We start from the raw sequence: 20,559 nt of genomic DNA on the forward strand, positions 1-20,559 counted from the left end.
ACAGGAGAACAGCATGAAGATCGCCAAATTTCTGACATCGCTGGCCGCCGGCGTGTTGATCGCGCTGCCGGCCTTTGCCGTCGAACTCAAGATCGGCCTTCAGGACGATGCCGACGTGCTGGATCCGGCACAATCGCGCACCTTCGTCGGCCGCATCGTCTATACCGCACTCTGCGACAAGCTCGTCGATGTGACGCCGGATCTCAAATTCGTGCCGCAGCTCGCGACCTCCTGGAAATGGTCCGCAGACGGGAAGCAGCTGACAATGGAATTGCGCCAGGGCGTCAAGTTCCAGGACGAAACGCCGTTCAACGCACAGGCCGTGGTCGACAATATCCAGCGTTACCAGACCCTGCCGGAATCGCGCCGCAAGAGCGAGCTCTCCTCCGTCGCCAAGGTCGAGGCATCCAGTGAACATGAAGTGACCTTCACGCTGAAGGCGCCCGATGTCACTCTGCTTGCCCAGCTTTCCGACCGCTCCGGGATGATGGTCTCGCCGACCGCGGCCAAGGCGGCTGGTGCGAAGTTCGGCGACCATCCCGTCTGCTCCGGCCCGTTCAAGTTCGTCGAGCGCGTGCAGCAGGACCGTATCGTGCTGGAGAAGTTCCAGGACTACTGGAACAAGGACAATATCTTCATCGACAAGGTGACCTACCTGCCGATCCCCGACACGACGGTGCGCCTGGCTAACCTGCGCTCCGGCGATCTCGACATGATCGAGCGCGTCGCCGCCTCCGACGCCGGCACCGTCAAGAGCGATAGCAATCTCGTCTATGCGGATGCCATCGGTACCGGCTGGCTGGGCGTCTACGCCAATGTCGGCAACGGCGCGCGCGCCGACAATCCGATGGGCAAGGACAAGCGCCTGCGCCAGGCCTTCTCGCTGGCGATCGACCGTGATGCCGCCATGCAGATCGTCTATGACGGCACCGGCCTTGCCGGCAACCAGCCCTTCGCGCCAAACAGCCCCTGGTACGACAAGGACATCCCAGTTCCAACCCGCGACGTCGACAAGGCGAAGGCGCTGATCAAGGAAGCGGGCTACGATCGCGTGCCGGTGGAACTTGCGGTCGCCAACAATCCCGTCTCGATGCAAATGATGCAGATCATCCAGTCGATGGTGGCCGAGGCCGGCTTCGACGTTTCGCTGAAATCGACCGAATTCGCCACGCTGCTCGACGCGCAGACGGCCGGCAACTATCAGCTCAGCCGTTCCGACTGGTCCGGCCGCGCCGATCCGGATGGCAATATCCAGCAGTTTGTGACCACCGGCGCCGGCCTCAACGATTCCAAGTACAGCAATCCTGAGGTCGACAAGCTGTTGCTGGAAGCTCGCCAGTCGCAGGACGATGCGGTGCGCAAGCAAAAATATGATGCGGCCGAGGCGATCCTGAACGAAGATCTGCCGATCATCTATCTCGGCCATCAGGCCTGGATCTGGGGCTACAACAAGAAGATCACCGGCTTCGTAGCCTCGCCGGACGGCATGATCCGCCTCGCCGGCGTGAAGAAGGGCAGCTAGTTCGACAGCAGCCTGCGGGAAAGACATCTCCCGCAGGCCCTTACCGAGATCAGGATGCGCTCATGTACACCTACATCGGAAAAAGACTGCTGGTCGCCATACCGACGCTGCTGATCATTTCCGTCTTCGTCTTTTCCCTGCAGAAGCTCTTGCCGGGCGACCCGATCCTTGCCATGGCCGGCGAAGAGCGCGATCCGCAGGTCCTCGAGTTTCTGCGCGAGAAATACCGGCTGAACGATCCCGTCATCTACCAATACGGCTATTGGCTGCAGGGTGTGCTGAAGGGTGATCTCGGCATGTCGCTGCGCACCAACCAGCCGGTGCTGACGCTGGTCGCCCAGAAGCTGCCGGTGACGATCCAGCTTGCCGTGATGTCGATGATCTTCGCTTTTGTCATCGGCATTCCCATGGGCATATTGGCGGCGGTGAAGAAGAACACCATCATCGACTATCTCGCCAATGTCGTTGCCCTGTGCGGATTGTCGGTGCCGAATTTCTGGCTCGGCATCATGCTGATCCTGCTGGTCTCGGTGAAGCTGCACTGGCTGCCGGCCTCCGGCTACCAGCCGTTCTTCGAGGATCCCTGGCGCTCAATCCAGACCATGCTGATGCCCTCCTTCGTGCTCGGCAATGCGCTCGCCGCCACATTGATGCGCCACACCCGCTCGTCTATGCTGAGCGTGCTCAGCGCCGACTATATCCGCACAGCCCGCGCCAAGGGGCTTTCGGAAGTCGTCGTCATTTTGCAGCACACCTTCCGCAACGCCATCCTGCCCATCGTCACCGTCAGCGCCCTGCTTTTCGGCGAACTGCTGGCCGGCGCCGTGCTCACCGAGCAGATCTTCACCATTCCCGGCTTCGGCAAGCTCATCGTCGACGCGGTCTTCAACCGCGATTACGCCGTCGTCCAGGGCGTCGTGCTCTGCACTGCCGTCGGCTTCATTGGTATGAACCTCATCGCCGATATTCTCTACGTCCTCCTCAATCCACGTCTGAGGGCAGCCCTATGAACGCGATCGTGCAGACGGCTGTTGCCACCGCCCCGGCCAAGCGCGCGCCGAACCGAGCCTGGCGCAAATTCAAGGCCAACAAGGGCGCGCTGGTCGGCATCTCCATCATCCTGTTCTTTACCTTGGCTGCCATCCTCGCCCCAATCCTGCCGATACCCGATCCGGTCGCTACCAGCTGGTCGGCGATCCGCAAGGCACCCTCGACGGCCCATTGGTTCGGCACCGACGACATTGGCCGTGACGTCCTCTCGCGCATGATCTGGGGCACGCGGGCGTCCCTGATGGCCGGCATATTTTCCGTCGCCATTGCGGTAGCGATCGGTGTCCCTCTCGGCCTTATCTCCGGCTATTACGGCGGCTGGATCGACCAGATCATCTCGCGTGTCACCGAAGCGTTCCTCGCGATGCCCTTCCTGATCACCGCGATCGCGCTTGCCGCCTTTCTCGGACCAAGCCTCACCAATGCAATGATCGCCATCGGGCTGTCGGCGACGCCGGTCTTCGTGCGCCTGACGCGCGGCCAAGTACTGGCGGTGAAGACGGAAGATTATGTCGAAGGCGCTCGATCGATCGGGCTTCGTCATTCCAGCATCATCATCCGTTACATCCTGCCGAACGTCTTTGCCCCGATCCTGGTGCAGGGAACGCTCACCATCGCCACGGCGATCATCGCAGAGGCCAGCCTCTCTTTCCTCGGGCTCGGCCAGCAGCCACCTGCACCGAGCTGGGGCTCGATGCTCAACGTCGCGAAGAATTATCTCGAGCAGGCACCCTGGATGGCCATGTGGCCGGGCGCTGCGATCTTTCTCGTCGTCATCGGTTTCAATCTCCTCGGCGACGGCCTGCGCGATGCGCTCGATCCGCGCGAAGCATGAATCATCTGAAAGGACATCCGCAATGACCGCATTCACGACACGCCCGGAAATCCTCGGCACCTTCGGCGTCGTCACCTCCACCCACTGGATCGCTTCCGCGGTCGGCATGAGCATTCTCGAAAAGGGCGGCAACGCCTTCGATGCCGCGGTTGCGACTGGCTTCGTGCTTCAGATCGTCGAGCCGCATCTTTGCGGTCCCGGCGGCGACATGCCCGCGATCATCTATTCAAAAAAGAAGGACAAGGTCGAGGTCATCTGCGCCCAAGCTCCCGCCCCCGCCGGCGCAACGATCGAGCACTATACGAAGGAGGGCCTGTCGCTGATCCCCGGCGACGGCCTGCTCGCCACTGTCATCCCCGGCGCTTTCGATGGCTGGATGCTGATGCTGCGCGATTACGGCGAGCTCACCGTCCGTGATGTTCTGGAACCGGCGATCCACTATGCCGAGCACGGCCACCCCATTCTGCCCCGTGTCGCTGCGACCATTGCCGGCCTTGCCGACTTCTATCGCAAGGAATGGCCGACCTCCTACGAGACCTGGCTGCCCGGTGGCTCCGCTCCGGAGCCGTGGTCGAACTTCAAGAATCCTGTCCTTGCCGAAACATGGAAACGGGTGATCGCGGAAGCGGAGGCAAAGAGCGGCCGCGAGGCACAGGTCGAAGCGGCGCGCGGCGCCTATTATCGCGGCTTCGTCGCCGAGGCGATCGACACCTACGTCCGCAAGGCCGAGGTGATGGATGCCAGTGGCAGCAAGCACAAAGGCGTGCTGACCGCCGACGACATGGCCAACTGGTCGGCAACGATCGAGGAGCCACTGACCTATGATTATCACGGCTGGACCGTCGCCAAGATCGGTCCCTGGGGCCAGGGACCGGCCTTCCTGCAAACACTGTCGCTGCTGAAGGGCTTCGATATCGCCGCGATGGACCCCGCCGGCGCGGATTACGTCCATACCGTTACTGAGGCCATGAAACTCGCCTTCGCCGACCGCGAGGTCTATTACGGCGATCCGAATTTCTCCGAAGTGCCGCTCGATATCCTGCTCTCGGACGCCTATGCCACCGAGCGCCGCAAGCTGATCTCTTCGGAAGCCTCGTTCGATCTGCGTCCGGGCAAAATCGCCGGCTTCGAAAGCCAGTACGATCTCACCATGGCCATGCTGGAAGCGCCGGAAGCCAAGACCGGGGCGGTCTATGAGCCGACCATGTCGCATCTGACCGAGAAGCGCGGCGACACGGTGCATATCGACGTCATCGACCGCGAAGGCAACATGGTGTCGGTGACGCCCTCCGGCGGCTGGCTGCAATCCTCGCCGATCATTCCCGGCCTCGGCTTCTGCCTCAATTCGCGCGCCCAAATGTTCTGGCTGAAGCCCGGCCTGCCCTCGTCGCTCGCTCCCGGCAAGCGGCCGCGCACGACGCTGACGCCGTCGCTCGCGCTCCATGAAGGCCGCCCGACGCTCGCCTTCGGCACGCCCGGCGGCGACCAGCAGGAGCAATGGCAGCTCGCCTTCTTCCTGCGCTATGTCCATCACGGCCTGAACCTTCAGGAGGCGATCGACCGACCGCTGTTCCACAGCACACATTTTCCAAGCTCCTTCTATCCCCGCACGCGCGAGCCGGGCGGCCTGACGGCGGAGGCAAACTTCAGCCCCGAGGTGCTCGATGCGCTGCGCCGGAAGGGTCACAAGCTGACGGTTGCTCCGGAATGGACGGTCGGACGGTTGACCGCCGCGCAGCGTGATGCCAGCGGCCTGCTGCGCGCAGCCGCCACGCCGCGTCTGATGCAAGCCTACGCAATCGGGAGATAAGCAAATGACCTGGTCGATCGTTGCCCGCGAGCCTGAAACCGGCCATCTCGCCATCGCCGTCGCCACCCGCTTCTTCGCTGTCGGCAGCCTGGTGCCGCATATTCGAGGCGGCATCGGCGCTGTCGCGACACAGGCTTTCGTCAGCCCGCTCTATGGCATTGATGGCGTTGCGATGCTTGCCGCCGGTCATGCACCGGAGGAGATCGTTACGACCTTGACCGCCCGCGACGACGGCCGCGAGCAGCGGCAGTTCCACCTGATCGACGCCAAGGGCAACAATGCCGCCTTCACCGGCGCCAAATGCGTCGACTGGGCCGGCCATCTGATCGACGACAATGTCTCGGTTGCCGGCAATATGCTGGCCGGGCCTCAGGTGATTGCCGAGACGCTTTCGACCTTCAAGAAGACCAAGGGCAAACCGCTCGCCGAGCGGCTGCTCGAGGCCATGCGCGCCGGCGAGGACGCCGGCGGCGACAAGCGCGGCAAGCAATCGGCAGCACTCGTGATCCATCGCGATCAGGATTACGCCTGGCTGAACATCCGCGTCGACGACAGCGCCGATCCGCTGACCGAGCTCGAACGGCTCTATGCCGTCGCGCAGGAACGCTATCTCTATTTCGCCGAGACTATGGCGACGCGGCAGAACCCTGATGGCATGATCGACCGCCGCGAGATCGACGAGAAGATCGCGGCGCTGGAAGCCGCAAGAATTGCCGAGGGGCGTCCGTCCGCATCTTTCGCCACATTACCGAAACTGTCTTGAGCGGAAACAGATGCCTGATACGATGCGCAAAATCATAAAGGGGAACTCATGACGACCACAGCCGCGCAGCAGATGAATCCCGATGTAAAACCTGTCCTCTCCGTCTCCAATCTGACGACGTCCTTCCTTGCCGATGGCGAGTGGCGATCGGTGGTGAAGAACATCTCCTTCGATGTCATGCCGGGCGAAACAGTGGCGATCGTCGGTGAATCCGGCTCCGGCAAGAGCGTCACCTCGCTGTCGATCATGCGTCTGCTCGCCAAGGGCAGCAGCCGCATCGAAGGCTCGGTCAAGCTCAATGGCCGCGAGATCCTGTCGCTGCCGGATAATGAGATGCGCAAGGTGCGTGGCAAGGATATTGCCATGATCTTCCAGGAGCCGATGACCAGCCTCAATCCGATCTTCACCATCGGCCGGCAGATCTCCGAGGCCCTCACCTGCCATGGCGATATCTCCAAGGCGGAAGCCAAGGCCGAGACGATCCGGTTGCTGGAAAAGGTGCGTATCCCGAACGCCGCCTCGCGCTTCGACGAATATCCGCATCAGTTTTCCGGCGGTATGCGCCAGCGCGTGATGATCGCCATGGCGCTAGCCTCGCGTCCGAAGCTCCTGATCGCCGATGAGCCGACGACGGCGCTCGATGTAACGATCCAGGGGCAGATCCTCGATCTCATCAAGGTGCTGCAGGAGGAGGAAGGCATGTCCGTCCTCTTCATCACCCACGATATGGGCGTCGTCGCCGAGATTTCCGACCGCACCATCGTCATGTATCGCGGCGAGGCGGTGGAGACGGGCAACACCGACGACATCTTCCATCGCGGCCAGCATCCCTATACCCGCGCCCTGCTTTCCGCTGTGCCGCGCCTCGGCTCGATGAAGGATCAGGCCTGGCCGCTGCGTTTCCCGATCGTGGATGCCCGCACCGGCGAGCGTAGCGAGCCGGTCGCACTTGCCGACACTGTCGATCGTCGCAAGACGCCGATCCTTGAGGTGAAGAACCTTGTGACCCGCTTCAACCTGCATGGCGGGCTGCTGGGTCGCACTACCGGCGCCATCCATGCGGTCGAGAACGTCTCCTTCGATCTTGCCCAGGGCGAGACGCTGTCGCTGGTCGGCGAATCCGGTTGCGGTAAATCGACGACCGGCCGCTCGATCATGCGCCTCATCAACCCCAATGCCGGCGAAGTCCGCCTCGACGGCTATGACGTGATGAAACTCGACGCGCTCGATCTGCGCCGCATGCGCCGCAGCATCCAGATGATCTTCCAGGACCCCTTCGCCAGCCTCAATCCGCGCATGACCATCGGCGCCGCCGTGGCCGAACCCTTCATCGAACATAATCTTGGCACCCGCGCCCAGGGACGCGAGAAGGCGGCCGACCTTCTGGAACGCGTCGGGCTGAAGGCGGATATGATGTCGCGTTACCCGCATGAATTCTCCGGCGGTCAGCGCCAGCGCATCTGCATTGCCCGCGCCCTTGCCCTCGACCCGAAGGTCATCGTCGCCGACGAAAGCGTCTCGGCCCTCGACGTCTCGATCAAGGCGCAGGTCTGCAACCTTCTGATGGATCTGCAGCAAAGCCTCAATCTCGCCTATCTCTTCATCTCGCACGACATGGCCGTGGTGGAACGCGTCAGCCACCGTGTCGCGGTGATGTATCTCGGCGAGATCGTCGAGATCGGCCCGCGCGCCTCGGTATTCGAGAACCCGCAGCATCCCTATACGAAGAAGCTGATGGCGGCCGTCCCCGTGCCAGATCCGGCGCGGCGCGGCATCAAGCGCAATCTCGCCGTCGAGGAGTTGAAGAGCCCGGTGCGGCCGGTCGGCTATGTCACGCCGAAGCGGCGCTATCGCGAGGTCACACATGGTCACCTCGTCCGGATGGATGAGGCCGCTTAAGCCGGATCGTGACCTTGACTTCATTGGAAGCAGGGGGTGATATCCGCCCCTGTTTCAAGATGATTTGGAGTGATTGCGATGACCGACAGCGTACTCGATATTCCGGTAAAGAGGATCGACGGCAGCGAGACGACGCTTGCCGACTACAGCGGCAAGGTCATCATGGTCGTCAATGTCGCCTCCAAATGCGGCCTGACAGCGCAGTATGAATCGCTGGAAAAGCTCTATGAGGACAAGCGGGATGACGGCCTAATCATCGCCGGCTTCCCGGCCAATGATTTCAAGGGTCAGGAGCCGGGCACGGATGACGAGATCCTGAGCTTCTGCACCCTGACCTATGACGTGCAGTTCCCGATGTTTTCCAAGATCGCTGTAACAGGCGCAGAGCGCCATCCGCTCTACAACAGCCTGATCGGCTCCGGCGTCGAGATCACCGGCGATGGCCCGATGCGCGAGCGCCTTGCAAAACATGGCCTAGAGACCGGGCAGGATGGCGGGGTCATCTGGAACTTCGAAAAATTCCTGATCGGCCGCGACGGCAAGGTTGCCGCTCGCTTTGCACCTGACGTGACCGCTGACGATCCCCGTCTGCTCTCCGCTCTGGAGAAAGAGCTTGCCCTCGCCGGCTGAGGCATCGCGCGGATTTTCGATAAATACGATTTTATTTCAATGCGTTACCTCCCCATGGAGTAGCGGCGCGGAGCTTGCTCGGATTCGCCGCATCATTGCCTCCCCTCTTGCCCAGGAGTATGCTCACGCGTCCCATATATGGACGGAACGCTGCATCAATTCTGGGAGGAGGATGTCATGCGTGAACCTGATGTACAGAAACTCGATGCCCTGGTCGGGCGCTTGGTCGGCGATCTCGGCGCAGCGGTCTCCGGTGTTTTGGTAACACTCGGAGACCATTTGGGCCTGTTCAAGGCCATGGCGGATGGAACGCCGATGACCTCGGCGGAATTGGCCGACAAGACCGGCGTTAGGGAGCGCTACCTGCGCGAATGGCTGTCGGCACAAGCAGCGGCAGATTACGTCAGCTACGACGACAAGACCGAACGCTTCTACCTGACGCCCGAACAGGCGATGGTATTTGCGGAGGAAAACAGTCCCGCCTTCTTCACCGGTGCCTTCGATGTCGTTCAATCCATGTGGCTCGATGAACCGAAGATCGCCAATGCTTTCAAGACCGGTAGCGGTCTCGGCTGGCATGAGCACAGCGCCTGCCTGTTTCGCGGCACGGAGCGTTTCTTCCGGCCGGGTTATAACAGCCATCTCGTCTCGGAATGGATACCGGCACTGAATGGTATGCATGAAAAGCTCGAAGCCGGCGCTGCCGTCGCCGATGTCGGCTGTGGCCATGGCGCCTCGACCATCCTGATGGCGCAAGCCTATCCGAACTCCACATTCTTCGGCTTCGATTATCACCTTCCCTCTATCGAGCGAGCGAAAGCGGCGGCGAAGGAGGCGGGCGTCGACGGACGCATCACCTTCGAACAAGCAACAGCAAAGGACTTCCCGGCTGCCGGCTACGATTTCGTGGCGATGTTCGATTGCCTGCACGACATGGGTGATCCCGTCGGCGCCGGCAAACATGTCAAGGAAAGCCTTGCCGACGACGGCACCTGGATGATCGTCGAACCCTTTGCGCATGATTGCCTGAAGGACAACCTCAATCCGGTCGGCCGCGTCTTCTACGGCGCATCGACGATGATCTGCACGCCGGCCTCGCTTGCGCAGGAAGTCGGCCTGGGCCTTGGCGCGCAAGCCGGCGAGTTGAAACTGCGCAAGGTCGCCATGGATGCAGGCTATTCGCATTTCCGCAAGGCGACCGAAACGCCATTCAACATGGTCTTCGAAGTCAAGGTCTGAACCCGCGCCACGCCTGTCGAACGCGCGAGACGCAGGCTGATCTTCACAGATGGGACCGCCTTTACCGAACAGGAACGCGAGCGCCGGTTGGAATAGACCGGCGGCTCAGGCCATTCCGCTTGAGCGACGATTCCGGGTGTCGAACGAGACCAAGCACAGCTCTTATGCTGTGCAGGGCATAGGGCGAAATTAACGGTTTTCCGAAACGCCAGGGCGACCGAGTCGGGTCTCTGGATGTTGACTTTCATAAAAGCAACTTTAAAGTGTATTTATTACATCCATCTACCGGAGAATATTATGGATAGATACACGAAAACCATTTTGACCGTCATCGCGGTGGCGCTGGTCGCTATCGCCGCTCAGAATGCCATTACCCCTGCAAAGGCCGTCGGCGGTGGCTGCGGCAGAGAGAATTACAATCCTTGTTGGGTTAAACTTGTAAATTAGCGCGCATCCAGCTCCGCTATTTGAAGGCAACCACCGCTATTTGAGTTCGAAACTCGCGACATCGACGACCAGACAGAATTGCCGAAACAGTGACCCAACTAGGATCACCGTTTCGGCAGTCCATCAGGACGCGGCGAGTTTGCGCGCGGCGGCGATAGCGGTGCGGGCACCGGTGCGCAGCTGTGCCGTTTCGGCGCCGGCGATAACAAGGTCGAGACCGAGCTTCAAATATTGCCCGGCACGTTCGCCATCGCTGCCAAAGGCGCAGATCAGTTTGCCATGGGCGCGGCAGCGCGCGAGCGCATGGCTCATCGCCTGGTCGATCGCGGCGCTATCGGGAGCAAGCCGCGCGCCGTTCGATAGCGCGATGGAGAGATCGGCCGGCCCGACGAAAATGCCATCGACGCCATCGACGGTGAGAATCTCGTCGATGGCATCGAGTGCGGTGCGGGTCTCGACCATGGCGATCGTGACGGTCAGGCTGTTGCCGCGCTGCAGATAATCGTCAGGCGCTATGCCAAAATGGTTGAGGGCCAGCGACGGTCCCCAGCTCCGCTCGCCGAGCGGCGGATATTTCGTCGCCTTGACCAGGGCGCGGGCGTCATCGGCGGAATTGATCATCGGCGCGATGATACCGGAAGCACCGGCATCCAGAAGTCGCGAGGCAGAGGCGAAATCACCGACGGGGATGCGCCCGATCGCCGGTTTGCCGGCCAGCCGCACCTGGGCGATACCATTGGCGGCAGACGCCATATCCCACATGCCATGCTGCATATCGAGCACGACCGCGTCGAAATCCTCTTGCGACAGGTGATTGACGAGCAATGGATCGGGCGTGCCAATCCAGGCAGAAATCATACCGCCATTTTCCCGGCGCTTCAGACGCCCGGCGAAACCGTCAATATCAATCGTCATGGTGATTTTCCTCAATAATTACCACGCCCGCAACGAGCGAGACACTTCCCTCCGAGACCTCCTTCGACAACACAAACAAGGCCCTCATCCCCACTGACAATACTCAATTCCAGCGCCTCGGCTACCCCGAAAATACAACCGGCGCCACATGCCGTACGGCGATTCAAAACCATAGACAGCATTCAGCTATCGACTTCGTAAAGAAAACTTACCAAAAGATATTGTGCGGAAGCGACGGACGAAGGAATTCACCGAAAATTGCGCAGAAAGGCCTTGACGGATTATTCGATCTCCGTAATTTGTTCTTAAAATTGACGAATTGGTGACAATGGATATATCAACCTCTATCCCCCACACCCGGCAGGCCACATCGCGTGCGGTATTGCGCGCCATCTTCGAAACCGCTCCCGTATCCCGCGCCGAACTGGCCCGGCTGACCGGGCTCTCGAAACAAAGCATGTCCGAGATCGTTCGTGATCTGGAGACAGAAGGCTGGCTCCGTGTCACTGGCCGCACCCAAGGCTCAGTCGGGCGGAGTGCGGTGACTTATGAGCTGGAACCGCGCAAGGCCTTCGTCTTCGGCGCCGATGTCGGCGGCACAAAGATCCATGCGGCGTTGGCCGGCCTTACGGGCGATATCATCGAAGAGGCCATCGAGGGCACGGATGCGCGCGGCGGCGAACATGTCATCGAGCAAATCGCCCGCATGCATCAAGCGCTGCTGCAGAAATCCGGCATTGCCGCGAAATCCGTGGCAATGGGCGCGATCGGCATTCCCGGCGCCATCCACCCGAAAACCAGGCGATTGGCGATGGTGCCGAACATTCCCGGCCTAACGGAACTGACCCTAGAGGATAGTCTGCGCAACAGGCTGGGTCTCGACATCCTCATCGACAACGACGTCAACCTGGCCGCCCTTGGCGAGCAATGGCGCGGTGACGGCCGCAGCATCGACAATTTCGTCTTCGTGGCGCTCGGCACCGGCATTGGCATGGGGATCATCAACGAAGGCCGCCTCATCCGCGGCGCGCGTGGAGCAGCTGGCGAGATATCCACATTGCCGATCGGCGCCGATCCCTTCGATTCCCGCAGTTTTGCCGCCGGCGCGCTGGAATCGTCGATCGGCAGCGTCGCCATCCGTGGCCGTTATGAAGCGCTCGGCGGCACGCCTGGCCTGAGCGTGCGTGACATGTTCGAGCGCGAGGACGACCCGGTCGCCGCGATCGTGATCGACGAAGTGGCGCGTCTCGTCGCCACATCGCTTGTTGCCATCGCCGCCGTGGTCGATCCGGAAAGGGTGATTTTCGGCGGCAGCGTCGGCGCTAGGCCCGAATTGGTCGAGCGGATCATCTTCTATCTGTCACGCTGCGTGCCGGTGCCGCTTTCCTGCACCATCAGCCCGCTTGGCAGCAAGGCCGGCCTGATCGGCGCCATTGCCGCAGCACTCGACCGATTTCGCGCAACACTGTTCGAAATTCCAGGACGCGGAGAGCACGGTAAGGGTTCCATCACGGAAAAAACACCCTAAAACGATGGAGAGGACGCGATCGATCGCGAACGCGAATAGGACAGATAGAGGACGTTGAGAGACATGCAGCAGCGGGATTTTTTCAAGCCAGGCCGTTCGGTCGCCGTTTCCGACAGGGGCATGGCCGCAACCTCGCATCCGCTGGCAACCCTTGCCGCCGTCGACATCCTACGGGCGGGCGGTAGTGCGGTGGATGCGGCAGTCGCCGCGGTTGCGCTGCAATCCGTTATCGACCCGCACATGACCGGCATCGGCGGCGACTGCTTTGCCCTCTATAGCGCAGCCGGCGGCACGCCGGTGGCGCTCAACGGGTCCGGGCGCGCGCCACAAAAGGCGAAACTCGACTATTTCCTCGAAAAAGGCTTCACCGCCATTCCCGACGACAGCCCGCATGCGGTCACCATTCCCGGCGCCATCGACGCCTGGTGCCGGCTGATCGACGCCTACGGCCGCTTCGACATGGGCCGTGTGCTCGCACCGGCGATCGCGGCAGCCGAAGAAGGCTATTGCATCACGCCGCGCGTCGAGCTCGACTGGCACCGCTACAGCAGCCGCGTCGCAAAACATGCGGCTTCAGCAGCTTATTTCCTGCCGCATGGCCGGGCGCCACGAACCGGTGAACGCATGATCAACCCGGCGCTCGCCGCCACTTTGAAAGCCGTTGCTAAGGATGGTCGCGACGCCTTCTATCGTGGCGCGGTGGCCGAGGAGATCACCCAGGTTCTGCAATCGCTCGGCGGCCTGCATGAGGAAAGCGATTTCGCCGACTACAAGGCGTTCGAGACCACGCCGATCTCCGGCAAGTTCCGCGGCCGCGACCTCTTCGAATGCCCTCCAAATGGCCAGGGCTTGGCGGCCCTCTTGATCACCCGTATCCTCGACGGTTTTGATCTGCGCGATCCTAAGCTCTCGGAGGCCGATCGTATTCATCTGCATGCCGAAGCCACCAAGGCCGGCTACGCCATGCGCGACCAGCTGATCAGCGATCCGGACTATCTGACCTTCGATATCGACGAGTTGTTGTCCGACCGCTCGATTGCCGCCATGCGCGCGAAGATCAGTCTCGAACGCGCAGCCGACGCCGCTATCTGGGATGGACCGACACATAGGGACACGGTCTATGTTTCCGTCGTCGATCGCGACGGCAATGCGATCTCACTGATCAACTCGGTGTTCATGCCCTTCGGCAGCGGTATCTACGCACCACGCTCCGGTGTGCTGCTGCAGAACCGTGGTGCTGGCTTCGTCGTCAAGCCGGGACATCCGAACGCCATCGGCCCCGGCAAGCTGCCCTTCCACACCATCATCCCGGCGATGCTGATGGAGAACGGCAAGGTACGCATGAGCTTCGGGGTCATGGGCGGGCAATATCAGGCGGCCGGCCATGCCCATATGCTGACGCAGATCCTCGACCGCGATCTCGATCCGCAGCAGGCAAGCGATCAGCCGCGCAGCTTCTGCTTCGGCGGCAAGCTGTCGCTGGAACCGACGATCTCGCAAGAGACCAAACGGGATCTTGAGCGGCGCGGTCACATCACCGAATGGGCGGACGAGCCGATCGGCGGCGCGCAGGCGATCATGATCGATCACGAGCGCGGCGTCTTGCTCGGCGCTTCCGATCACCGCAAGGACGGGGTCGCGCTGGGATATTGAGCTTGGCGGGGGGATATCACAGTATTTTTCGCGCTAAGCTTGCGTTTAATCGAAGACGCGCAATGCACGGATCGTTTTGAATGGGTCTCAATGGCAGAGTCGTCTCCCCCGCCATTGCGGTGACGAAGGAGACCACCCTAAGCCTCCCCGCATAAGGCCCAGATTACATTTGTCCGATACCGGACAAAAGTCTACCTTCTCGGCTACATTTAAGTCGAATTGCGCATATCAATTTGCCAACATAGCCACTGGCAAGATTTTTTACTTCCGAATATTCGGAAAAACGACAGCACGCTCGATCTAAGTTGCGTGATTTCCTGGCATAGGTCGATTTATAACATCGATATCAAGGGGCGTTTTGGCCAAGCGGGCCCAAGCCCGGCATCGCGTCGTCCGGGAATTTCACATTAGCCGCAGCTTCGGTCCGCCGACACATTTTTTGTTCGGTATCGTGCAGAGACTCCGCGCTAGCTTGCGCATTTTTTTCGATAAACATAAATCGAACACTATCAGAGACTAGGATTGTTTGATCGTCCGTAGACTTTATGGCGCGGCCGACTGGGAGACCCGATTGCTCTTGCCCTTACGAGGAGAGAGCATGTCCCCGCCAAAAAAATCAGAGATTCGTAATACGCTTTTAAGGTCCTTGTCCGATCAGGACTTCGATCATATTGCGTCTCATCTTGAGGGCATTGATCTTCCCAAACGGTTCATGATCACAACGCCTGATAGGATCAGCGACTACATCTATTTTCTCGAATCGGGGATCGGATCGGTCGTGGTACGCGCTCCCGAAGGCAAGAGCGCCGAGATAGGCGTCTTCGGTCGCGAGGGGTTTTCCCCGACAGCGGTCCTTCAAGGGTCTGAGTCGGCACCCTTCTCGATATTTATGCAGGTCGCCGGCGCAGGATACCGCATCCAAAACGCGCGCATTCTGGCAGCAGCGAGCGATAGGCTCGAGCTGCGCAATCTGCTTTTAAGATACGTCCAGGCCGCATCAATTCAAACGGCGTATACCGCATTCTCGAACGCCGCAGACCAGATCGAGCAACGCTTGGCGCGTTGGCTTTTGATGTGTCACGATCGCACCGACGGAGACAAGATCGACCTTACCCATGACTTTCTGGCCGTCATGCTTGCGGTCCGTCGGCAAAGCGTCACGACAACGCTGCACGTTCTTGAGGGAAAGCATCTTATCGTCTCTCAACGAGGCTTCGTTGCGATTAGAGATCGCGTCGGGCTGGAGGCCCTTGCAGGGAGCTCCTATGGAGTGCCGGAACGCGAATATCGAAGGCTGATCAGTCAGACCGGTTGAATTGGGCCGGAAAGTAAAGTGATGTCGGCCCTGCGTCTGTTGCGCCTCATCTCGGAAATTCGGGCTCTCAGACCGTGTGCCGTTGGATCATTTACTGTCGGCACTCCTGAACCAGGATCTGCCGACACATTGATGACGGATCGACTCAATTGTATCCTAAGCCTGCAACAATCAGTGAGATATCCCACTGAAAGAAATCGAGATCAAGGGTAACGAGGCTGCTCTTGCGACTTTGATCGAACGTGCCATCGACGACAACGGCACCATCTTCCGGTGTCACGGCGAACGTGTCGCCGTGATCCTGCCTTGTGACAAATCTCAAGAAATGAAAACGCTGCCGTCCTTCGGATGGCTCCTCGCCAATGCGCCACTCGAGGATGACGACCTTTCGGTGAGAAAGCCGGCTCGTCCCCAGCTACCCGCGTTTTAATCTCTCAGACAATCCCGCCGCTACCGCCAACGGAAGCCGGACGCTCGCTCGCAACCTTTTTCCGATAGCCGCTCGCCCGATAGGCCGCGACCGGATCGATGGCGCCGCCGGTGCGGCGACGGGCTTCTGCGAGGATCGGCTCGACATCGGCGCGATAGGCCCGCTTCAGCGTTTCCGACGCCATCAGCGCGTCATTGGTATCCTGATAGCCCGCCAATGCTTTGCGGTCGACGATCAGCGCCTGCGCATAGGCGCGGCGGATTTCGTTGGCGCTGGAGATCAGACTTTCGATCGGGTCGGTGACATTGTGCGACTGGTCGATCATATGCGCCGGATTGAAGTCGTTGACGCCGCGCTGCTCCGCATCGATCAGTTCATTGAAGACAAGGAACAGGCGGTAGGGCTCGATCGCGCCGGCGTCGAGATCGTCGTCGCCATATTTGGAATCGTTGAAGTGGAAGCCGCCGAGCTTGCCGAACTGGATAAGGCGGGCGACGATCATTTCGATATTGGTGTTTGGCGCGTGGTGGCCGAGATCGACGAGGCACTGGGCTTTGGGCCCAAGCGTCTGCGCGATCAGGTAGTTGGTGCCCCAGTCCTGCACGACACTGGAATAGAAGGCCGGCTCGTACATCTTGTGTTCGGAAAACAGCCGCCAGTCGTCCGGCAGCGCCTTGTAGATGTCCGCCATGGCCGCGAGATAGCGCTCGAACGCCCGGGTGAAATTGCTCTGGCCGGGGAAATTCGAGCCGTCGCCGACCCAGACGGTCAGTGCTTTGGATCCAATGGCCTTGCCGATCTCGATGCATTCGAGATTGTGCTCGACGGCCTGCGCGCGGGTTGCCGCGTCGACATGGCTGAGCGAGCCGTATTTGTAGGAATGCGCTTGGCCGGGGGCATCGGAGAAGGTGTTGGAGTTCATGGCGTCGAAGCCGAGGCCGAGCGCATCGCCCTTTGCCCTCAGTTCCCTAGCATCCGCCTTGTCCCATGGGATATGGAGCGACACATTTGGGGTTGCCCGCGTCAACTGGTTGATGACGGCACAATCGTCAAGCTTGTCGAAGATACCGCGCGGCTCACCGGTGCCCGGAAAGCGGGCAAAGCGCGTGCCGCCCGTCCCGACGCCCCAGGAAGGAATGGCGACGAAGAATTCGGCGACCTTCTTCGTGATATTCTCGATATCCACGCCGCGACGGGCAAGTGTCGCGCCCAATGCCTCATAATCGGACGTCAGCGCGGCGGCGCGCTTATCATTTTCAGCGGCGACCAGATCCGGCGCAATTCTAAACTCAGCCATTCTTTCCTCCCAAAAAGCGAAGGCTCACCCCGGCATTGTCCCGGCCGGCGCGAGCCGAATGATATTAGCGCGTGAAGCTCTGCGCGTTGCCGGCGTCGACGTTGATGATATTGCCGGTCGACTTGGCGGAAAGGTCCGAAGCCAGGAAATAGATTGCCTCGGCAATATCCTCCGGGAAGACATTGAGCTTCAGCATCGAGCGCTTGCGGTAATGTTCCTCCAGATCGTCCACCTCGATCTTCGAGGAGGCGGCGCGCTGTTCGCGCCATTCGCCGTTCCAGATCTTCGAGCCGCGCAGAACCGCATCGGGATTGACCGTGTTGACGCGAATACCCGCATCCGCGCCTTCCAGCGCCAGGCAGCGAGCCAGATGGATCTCCGCGGCCTTGGCCGTGCAATAGGCGGCGGCATTCGGCGACGAAGCCAAACCATTCTTCGAGGCGACGAAGACAATATTACCGCCGATATTCTGGCGGCGGAACAGACGGAAGGCTTCGCGCGAAACGAGGAAGTAGCCGGTGGCGAGAATGTCGATATTGCGATTCCACATCGAAAGCTCCGTGCTTTCGATCGGCGCGGAGGAGGCAATGCCGGCATTGGACACGAGGATATCGATGCCGCCGAACTCGACGCAGGCTTCCGCGAAGGAGGAGATGACCCCCTCTTCCTTGGTCACATCTAGCTTAACGCTGCGCACCGCGTCGGCGCCGTATTTCTTGGCGAAATCGGCTTGCGTGTTCTCAAGCGCCGCCTGATCGATATCCGCCAGCACGACGCAGGCGCCCTCGTCCACCAGACGCGCCGCGGTGGCGCGGCCGATGCCGCCGGCACCGCCGGTAACGAAGGCGACGCGGCCGGCAAGACTCTTCGGCTTCGGCATGCGCTGCAGCTTTGCCTCTTCCAGCAACCAATATTCGATATCGAAAGCTTCCTGCTCCGGCAGACCTTGATATTCGGACACGGTGGAAGCGCCGCGCATGACGTTGATGGCATTGACGTAGAATTCGCCGGCAATACGCGCCGTCGCCTTGTCGCGGGCAAAAGACAGCAGGCCGACGCCCGGCACCAAGAAGATCACCGGATTGGGATCGCGCATGGCCGGCGAATTGTCATGCTTGCAGTCATTGTAATAGCGAGCGTAATCGGCGCGATAGTCTTCCAGCGCCTTGTCGAGACCGGCGATGATGGCATCGACATCCGGCTTGGCCGGATCGAAATCGACGATCAGCGGGCGGATCTTAGTGCGCAGGAAGTGGTCCGGGCAACTGGTGCCGAGTGCGCCGAGCGGGCGCAAATCCTTGGAATTGACGAATTCGAGCACGGCGTCCTGATCGTCGAAGTCACCGAGCTTGCGCTCCGCCTTACCGATGCGGCCACGGATTTCCGGCATCAGCCGGGCGGCGATCGCGCGGCGCGCGGCTTGCGGCAGGCTCTGGACCGCTGCACCACCGAAAATGGTCTTGCCCTCGGTCTTTGCCGCAAACCATTGAATGGCCTTGTTGATAATCGCGAGCGTCAGCTCATAGCAATCCTTGGCATCGTTGGCCCAGGTGAAAAGACCATGACTTTCGAGCACGACGCCCTTGGCGTTCGGGTGCGCCTTGACGAAGGCTTCGAGATCAAGGCCGAGCTGGAAACCGGGGCGGCGCCAGGGCAGCCAGCCAATGTCGTCGCCGAATATTTCGCGGGTAAGTTCGCGAGAATTCTTGGAGGCGGCGATCGCGATGATCGCGTCAGGATGCATGTGGTCGACATGGGTGAAGGGCACGAAACCATGCAGCGGCGTATCGATGGAGGCGGCGCGGGCATTGAGATTGTAGGTGCAATGCGGCAGGAAGCCGACCATGCAATCCTCGTCGGCAACACCCTTGTAGATGCCCTTGAGGCTGTCGAGCTTGTCCTGATAGAGCGTGGCGAAACCATCGAGCTTGATCGTGCCGACATCGCCGCCGGAGCCTTTGACCCAGAGGATCTTGACTTTCTCGCCGGTCAGCGGATCGGTTTCCATGACCTTGGCCGACGTGTTGCCGCCACCGTAATTGGTGATACGCTTGTCGGCGCCCAGCAGATTGGAGCGGTAGAGCAACTTGCCCGGCTCGTCGAGCTTGGCCGCGTAGGCGTCATCCCAACGATTGTCCAGAAGTCGAACCTCAGCCGTCATGTCATCCTCCCATGGAATCATCATTTGCGAGCGCACCAAAACCACGGCGCCGCCCCGTTACGATCAGGATATCGCTCACAGAGAGTCGTTTTGTCAATCGAAAACGATCATATTTGATAATGTTGCGATGCAATATGAAAGTTTATGATCGTTTATGATTGACACTCTGCCATATTTACGGAATAACCGCCAACAAGGAGGAACCGATGCACGAACGCGAACGCCATCGCATTATTTTGAGCGCCGTACAGGAAAAACCTGTGGTGACGATTCAGGATATTTCTGAATTGACCGAGGCCTCTGAAGCGACGATCCGCCGTGATATCGCGGCCCTGCATGTGCAAGGAAAGATCAGGCGTGTGCGCGGCGGCGCCGAATCCATCCATCCTCCGCAGCTCGGCAATCTGGCCGGCCGCCCCTTCCGCGTTTCGGAAGGTGTCAATATCGATAAGAAACGCGCAATAGCGCGCAAAGCTGCCGAATTGTGCAATCCGGGCGACGCCATCATCATCAATGGCGGCACCACGACATTCCAGCTCGTGCACTATATCTCGGCCTTCCGGCTGCAGGTAATGACCAATTCCTTCGCGATCGCCGAACATCTGGTTAAGCATTCGAAAAATACGGTGACGGTTCCGGGCGGCGCGATCTATCGCGAGCAGAGCCTGATCCTGTCACCCTTCGACAACGACACAACGCGGAATTTCTACGCACGGCGCATGTTCATCGGTGCGCAGGGCGTCGGCCCGCTCGGCATCATGGAGGCGGACGCGCTGCTGATCCAGAGCGAGCAGAAGCTGATGCGCCAGGCCGACGAGATGATCGTCATGGTCGATTCCAGCAAATTCAAGCAGCGCTCCAGCCTGATCCTGTGCCCGCTCGAACAGGTGACGACCATCATCACCGACGACGGCATTTCGGCGGAGACCGTAAGGATGATTGAGGATGCGGGCGTATCCCTGATCATAACAAGCGTTTCGGCACAGGCCGAAGAGGAGGATTCCCCATCAGTCGCGTGAGGTGCGCGTCTATGGCGGAGTGAGCATAGACTATCAACTTGGGAGG

At 60.4% G+C, this 20,559-nt stretch carries 16 protein-coding genes; 13 read left to right on the forward strand and 3 right to left on the reverse strand.

Annotation, left to right across the window (positions count from 1 at the left end):
* Window positions 1–13 precede the first annotated feature (13 nt).
* From RRH01S_RS28950 to RRH01S_RS34575, 9 genes are all read left to right on the forward strand, one after another.
* A complete protein-coding gene (locus RRH01S_RS28950; RefSeq protein WP_012650142.1) occupies window positions 14–1,522 on the forward strand; it encodes an ABC transporter substrate-binding protein in 1,509 nt (502 codons plus the stop codon).
* 62 nt (window positions 1,523–1,584) lie between these two features.
* Window positions 1,585–2,532 (forward strand): ABC transporter permease, encoded by a 948-nt coding sequence (locus RRH01S_RS28955; RefSeq protein ID WP_042476366.1) that lies wholly within the window; start codon window positions 1,585–1,587, stop codon window positions 2,530–2,532.
* A complete protein-coding gene (locus tag RRH01S_RS28960) occupies window positions 2,529–3,407 on the forward strand; it encodes an ABC transporter permease (RefSeq protein WP_042476368.1) in 879 nt (292 codons plus the stop codon). The genes RRH01S_RS28955 and RRH01S_RS28960 overlap by 4 nt, the downstream gene beginning before the upstream one ends.
* A gap of 22 nt (window positions 3,408–3,429) precedes the next feature.
* Complete coding sequence (locus tag RRH01S_RS28965) at window positions 3,430–5,217, forward strand: gamma-glutamyltransferase family protein (RefSeq protein WP_042476371.1); 1,788 nt, start codon at window positions 3,430–3,432, stop codon at window positions 5,215–5,217.
* Between the two features lie 4 nt (window positions 5,218–5,221).
* Window positions 5,222–5,980, forward strand: a complete 759-nt coding sequence (locus RRH01S_RS28970) for a DUF1028 domain-containing protein (protein ID WP_042476374.1) — start codon at window positions 5,222–5,224, stop codon at window positions 5,978–5,980.
* Between the two features lie 48 nt (window positions 5,981–6,028).
* Window positions 6,029–7,879, forward strand: a complete 1,851-nt coding sequence (locus RRH01S_RS28975; RefSeq protein WP_042476377.1) for an ABC transporter ATP-binding protein — start codon at window positions 6,029–6,031, stop codon at window positions 7,877–7,879.
* A gap of 78 nt (window positions 7,880–7,957) precedes the next feature.
* Window positions 7,958–8,509 (forward strand): glutathione peroxidase, encoded by a 552-nt coding sequence (locus RRH01S_RS28980; protein ID WP_042476380.1) that lies wholly within the window; start codon window positions 7,958–7,960, stop codon window positions 8,507–8,509.
* 177 nt (window positions 8,510–8,686) lie between these two features.
* A complete protein-coding gene (locus RRH01S_RS28985) occupies window positions 8,687–9,748 on the forward strand; it encodes a class I SAM-dependent methyltransferase (protein ID WP_012650135.1) in 1,062 nt (353 codons plus the stop codon).
* 297 nt (window positions 9,749–10,045) lie between these two features.
* On the forward strand, window positions 10,046–10,195 hold the full coding sequence (locus RRH01S_RS34575) for a hypothetical protein (protein WP_007694376.1): 150 nt from the start codon (window positions 10,046–10,048) through the stop codon (window positions 10,193–10,195).
* A gap of 123 nt (window positions 10,196–10,318) precedes the next feature.
* On the opposite strand, the gene RRH01S_RS28995 is transcribed toward RRH01S_RS34575, so the two are convergent.
* Complete coding sequence (locus RRH01S_RS28995) at window positions 10,319–11,110, reverse strand: HpcH/HpaI aldolase family protein (protein ID WP_012650134.1); 792 nt, start codon at window positions 11,108–11,110, stop codon at window positions 10,319–10,321.
* A 328-nt stretch (window positions 11,111–11,438) separates the two neighbouring features.
* Between RRH01S_RS28995 and RRH01S_RS29000 the strand changes: the two genes are divergently transcribed.
* From RRH01S_RS29000 to RRH01S_RS29010, 3 genes are all read left to right on the forward strand, one after another.
* Complete coding sequence (locus tag RRH01S_RS29000; protein WP_042476383.1) at window positions 11,439–12,638, forward strand: ROK family transcriptional regulator; 1,200 nt, start codon at window positions 11,439–11,441, stop codon at window positions 12,636–12,638.
* A 63-nt stretch (window positions 12,639–12,701) separates the two neighbouring features.
* Entirely contained in the window at window positions 12,702–14,291 is a 1,590-nt protein-coding gene (gene ggt, locus RRH01S_RS29005) for a gamma-glutamyltransferase (RefSeq protein WP_042476387.1), read from the forward strand.
* A gap of 598 nt (window positions 14,292–14,889) precedes the next feature.
* A complete protein-coding gene (locus tag RRH01S_RS29010) occupies window positions 14,890–15,606 on the forward strand; it encodes a Crp/Fnr family transcriptional regulator (RefSeq protein ID WP_007694380.1) in 717 nt (238 codons plus the stop codon).
* Between the two features lie 434 nt (window positions 15,607–16,040).
* Here RRH01S_RS29010 and rhaI read toward each other — a convergent pair whose 3' ends face one another.
* Window positions 16,041–17,333 carry an L-rhamnose catabolism isomerase gene (gene rhaI, locus RRH01S_RS29020; protein WP_042476391.1) on the reverse strand — a complete coding sequence of 431 codons (1,293 nt, stop codon included), beginning with the start codon at window positions 17,331–17,333 and terminating at the stop codon, window positions 16,041–16,043.
* Window positions 17,334–17,397: 64 nt separating this feature from the next.
* Window positions 17,398–19,494 (reverse strand): bifunctional rhamnulose-1-phosphate aldolase/short-chain dehydrogenase, encoded by a 2,097-nt coding sequence (locus tag RRH01S_RS29025; RefSeq protein ID WP_042476395.1) that lies wholly within the window; start codon window positions 19,492–19,494, stop codon window positions 17,398–17,400.
* Window positions 19,495–19,700: 206 nt separating this feature from the next.
* Here RRH01S_RS29025 and RRH01S_RS29030 point away from each other — a divergent pair, with 206 nt between their 5' ends.
* On the forward strand, window positions 19,701–20,513 hold the full coding sequence (locus RRH01S_RS29030; RefSeq protein ID WP_007694383.1) for a DeoR/GlpR family DNA-binding transcription regulator: 813 nt from the start codon (window positions 19,701–19,703) through the stop codon (window positions 20,511–20,513).
* Window positions 20,514–20,559 lie beyond the last annotated feature (46 nt).

Source organism: Rhizobium rhizogenes NBRC 13257, assembly GCF_000696095.1.
Lineage (GTDB): Bacteria > Pseudomonadota > Alphaproteobacteria > Rhizobiales > Rhizobiaceae > Rhizobium > Rhizobium rhizogenes.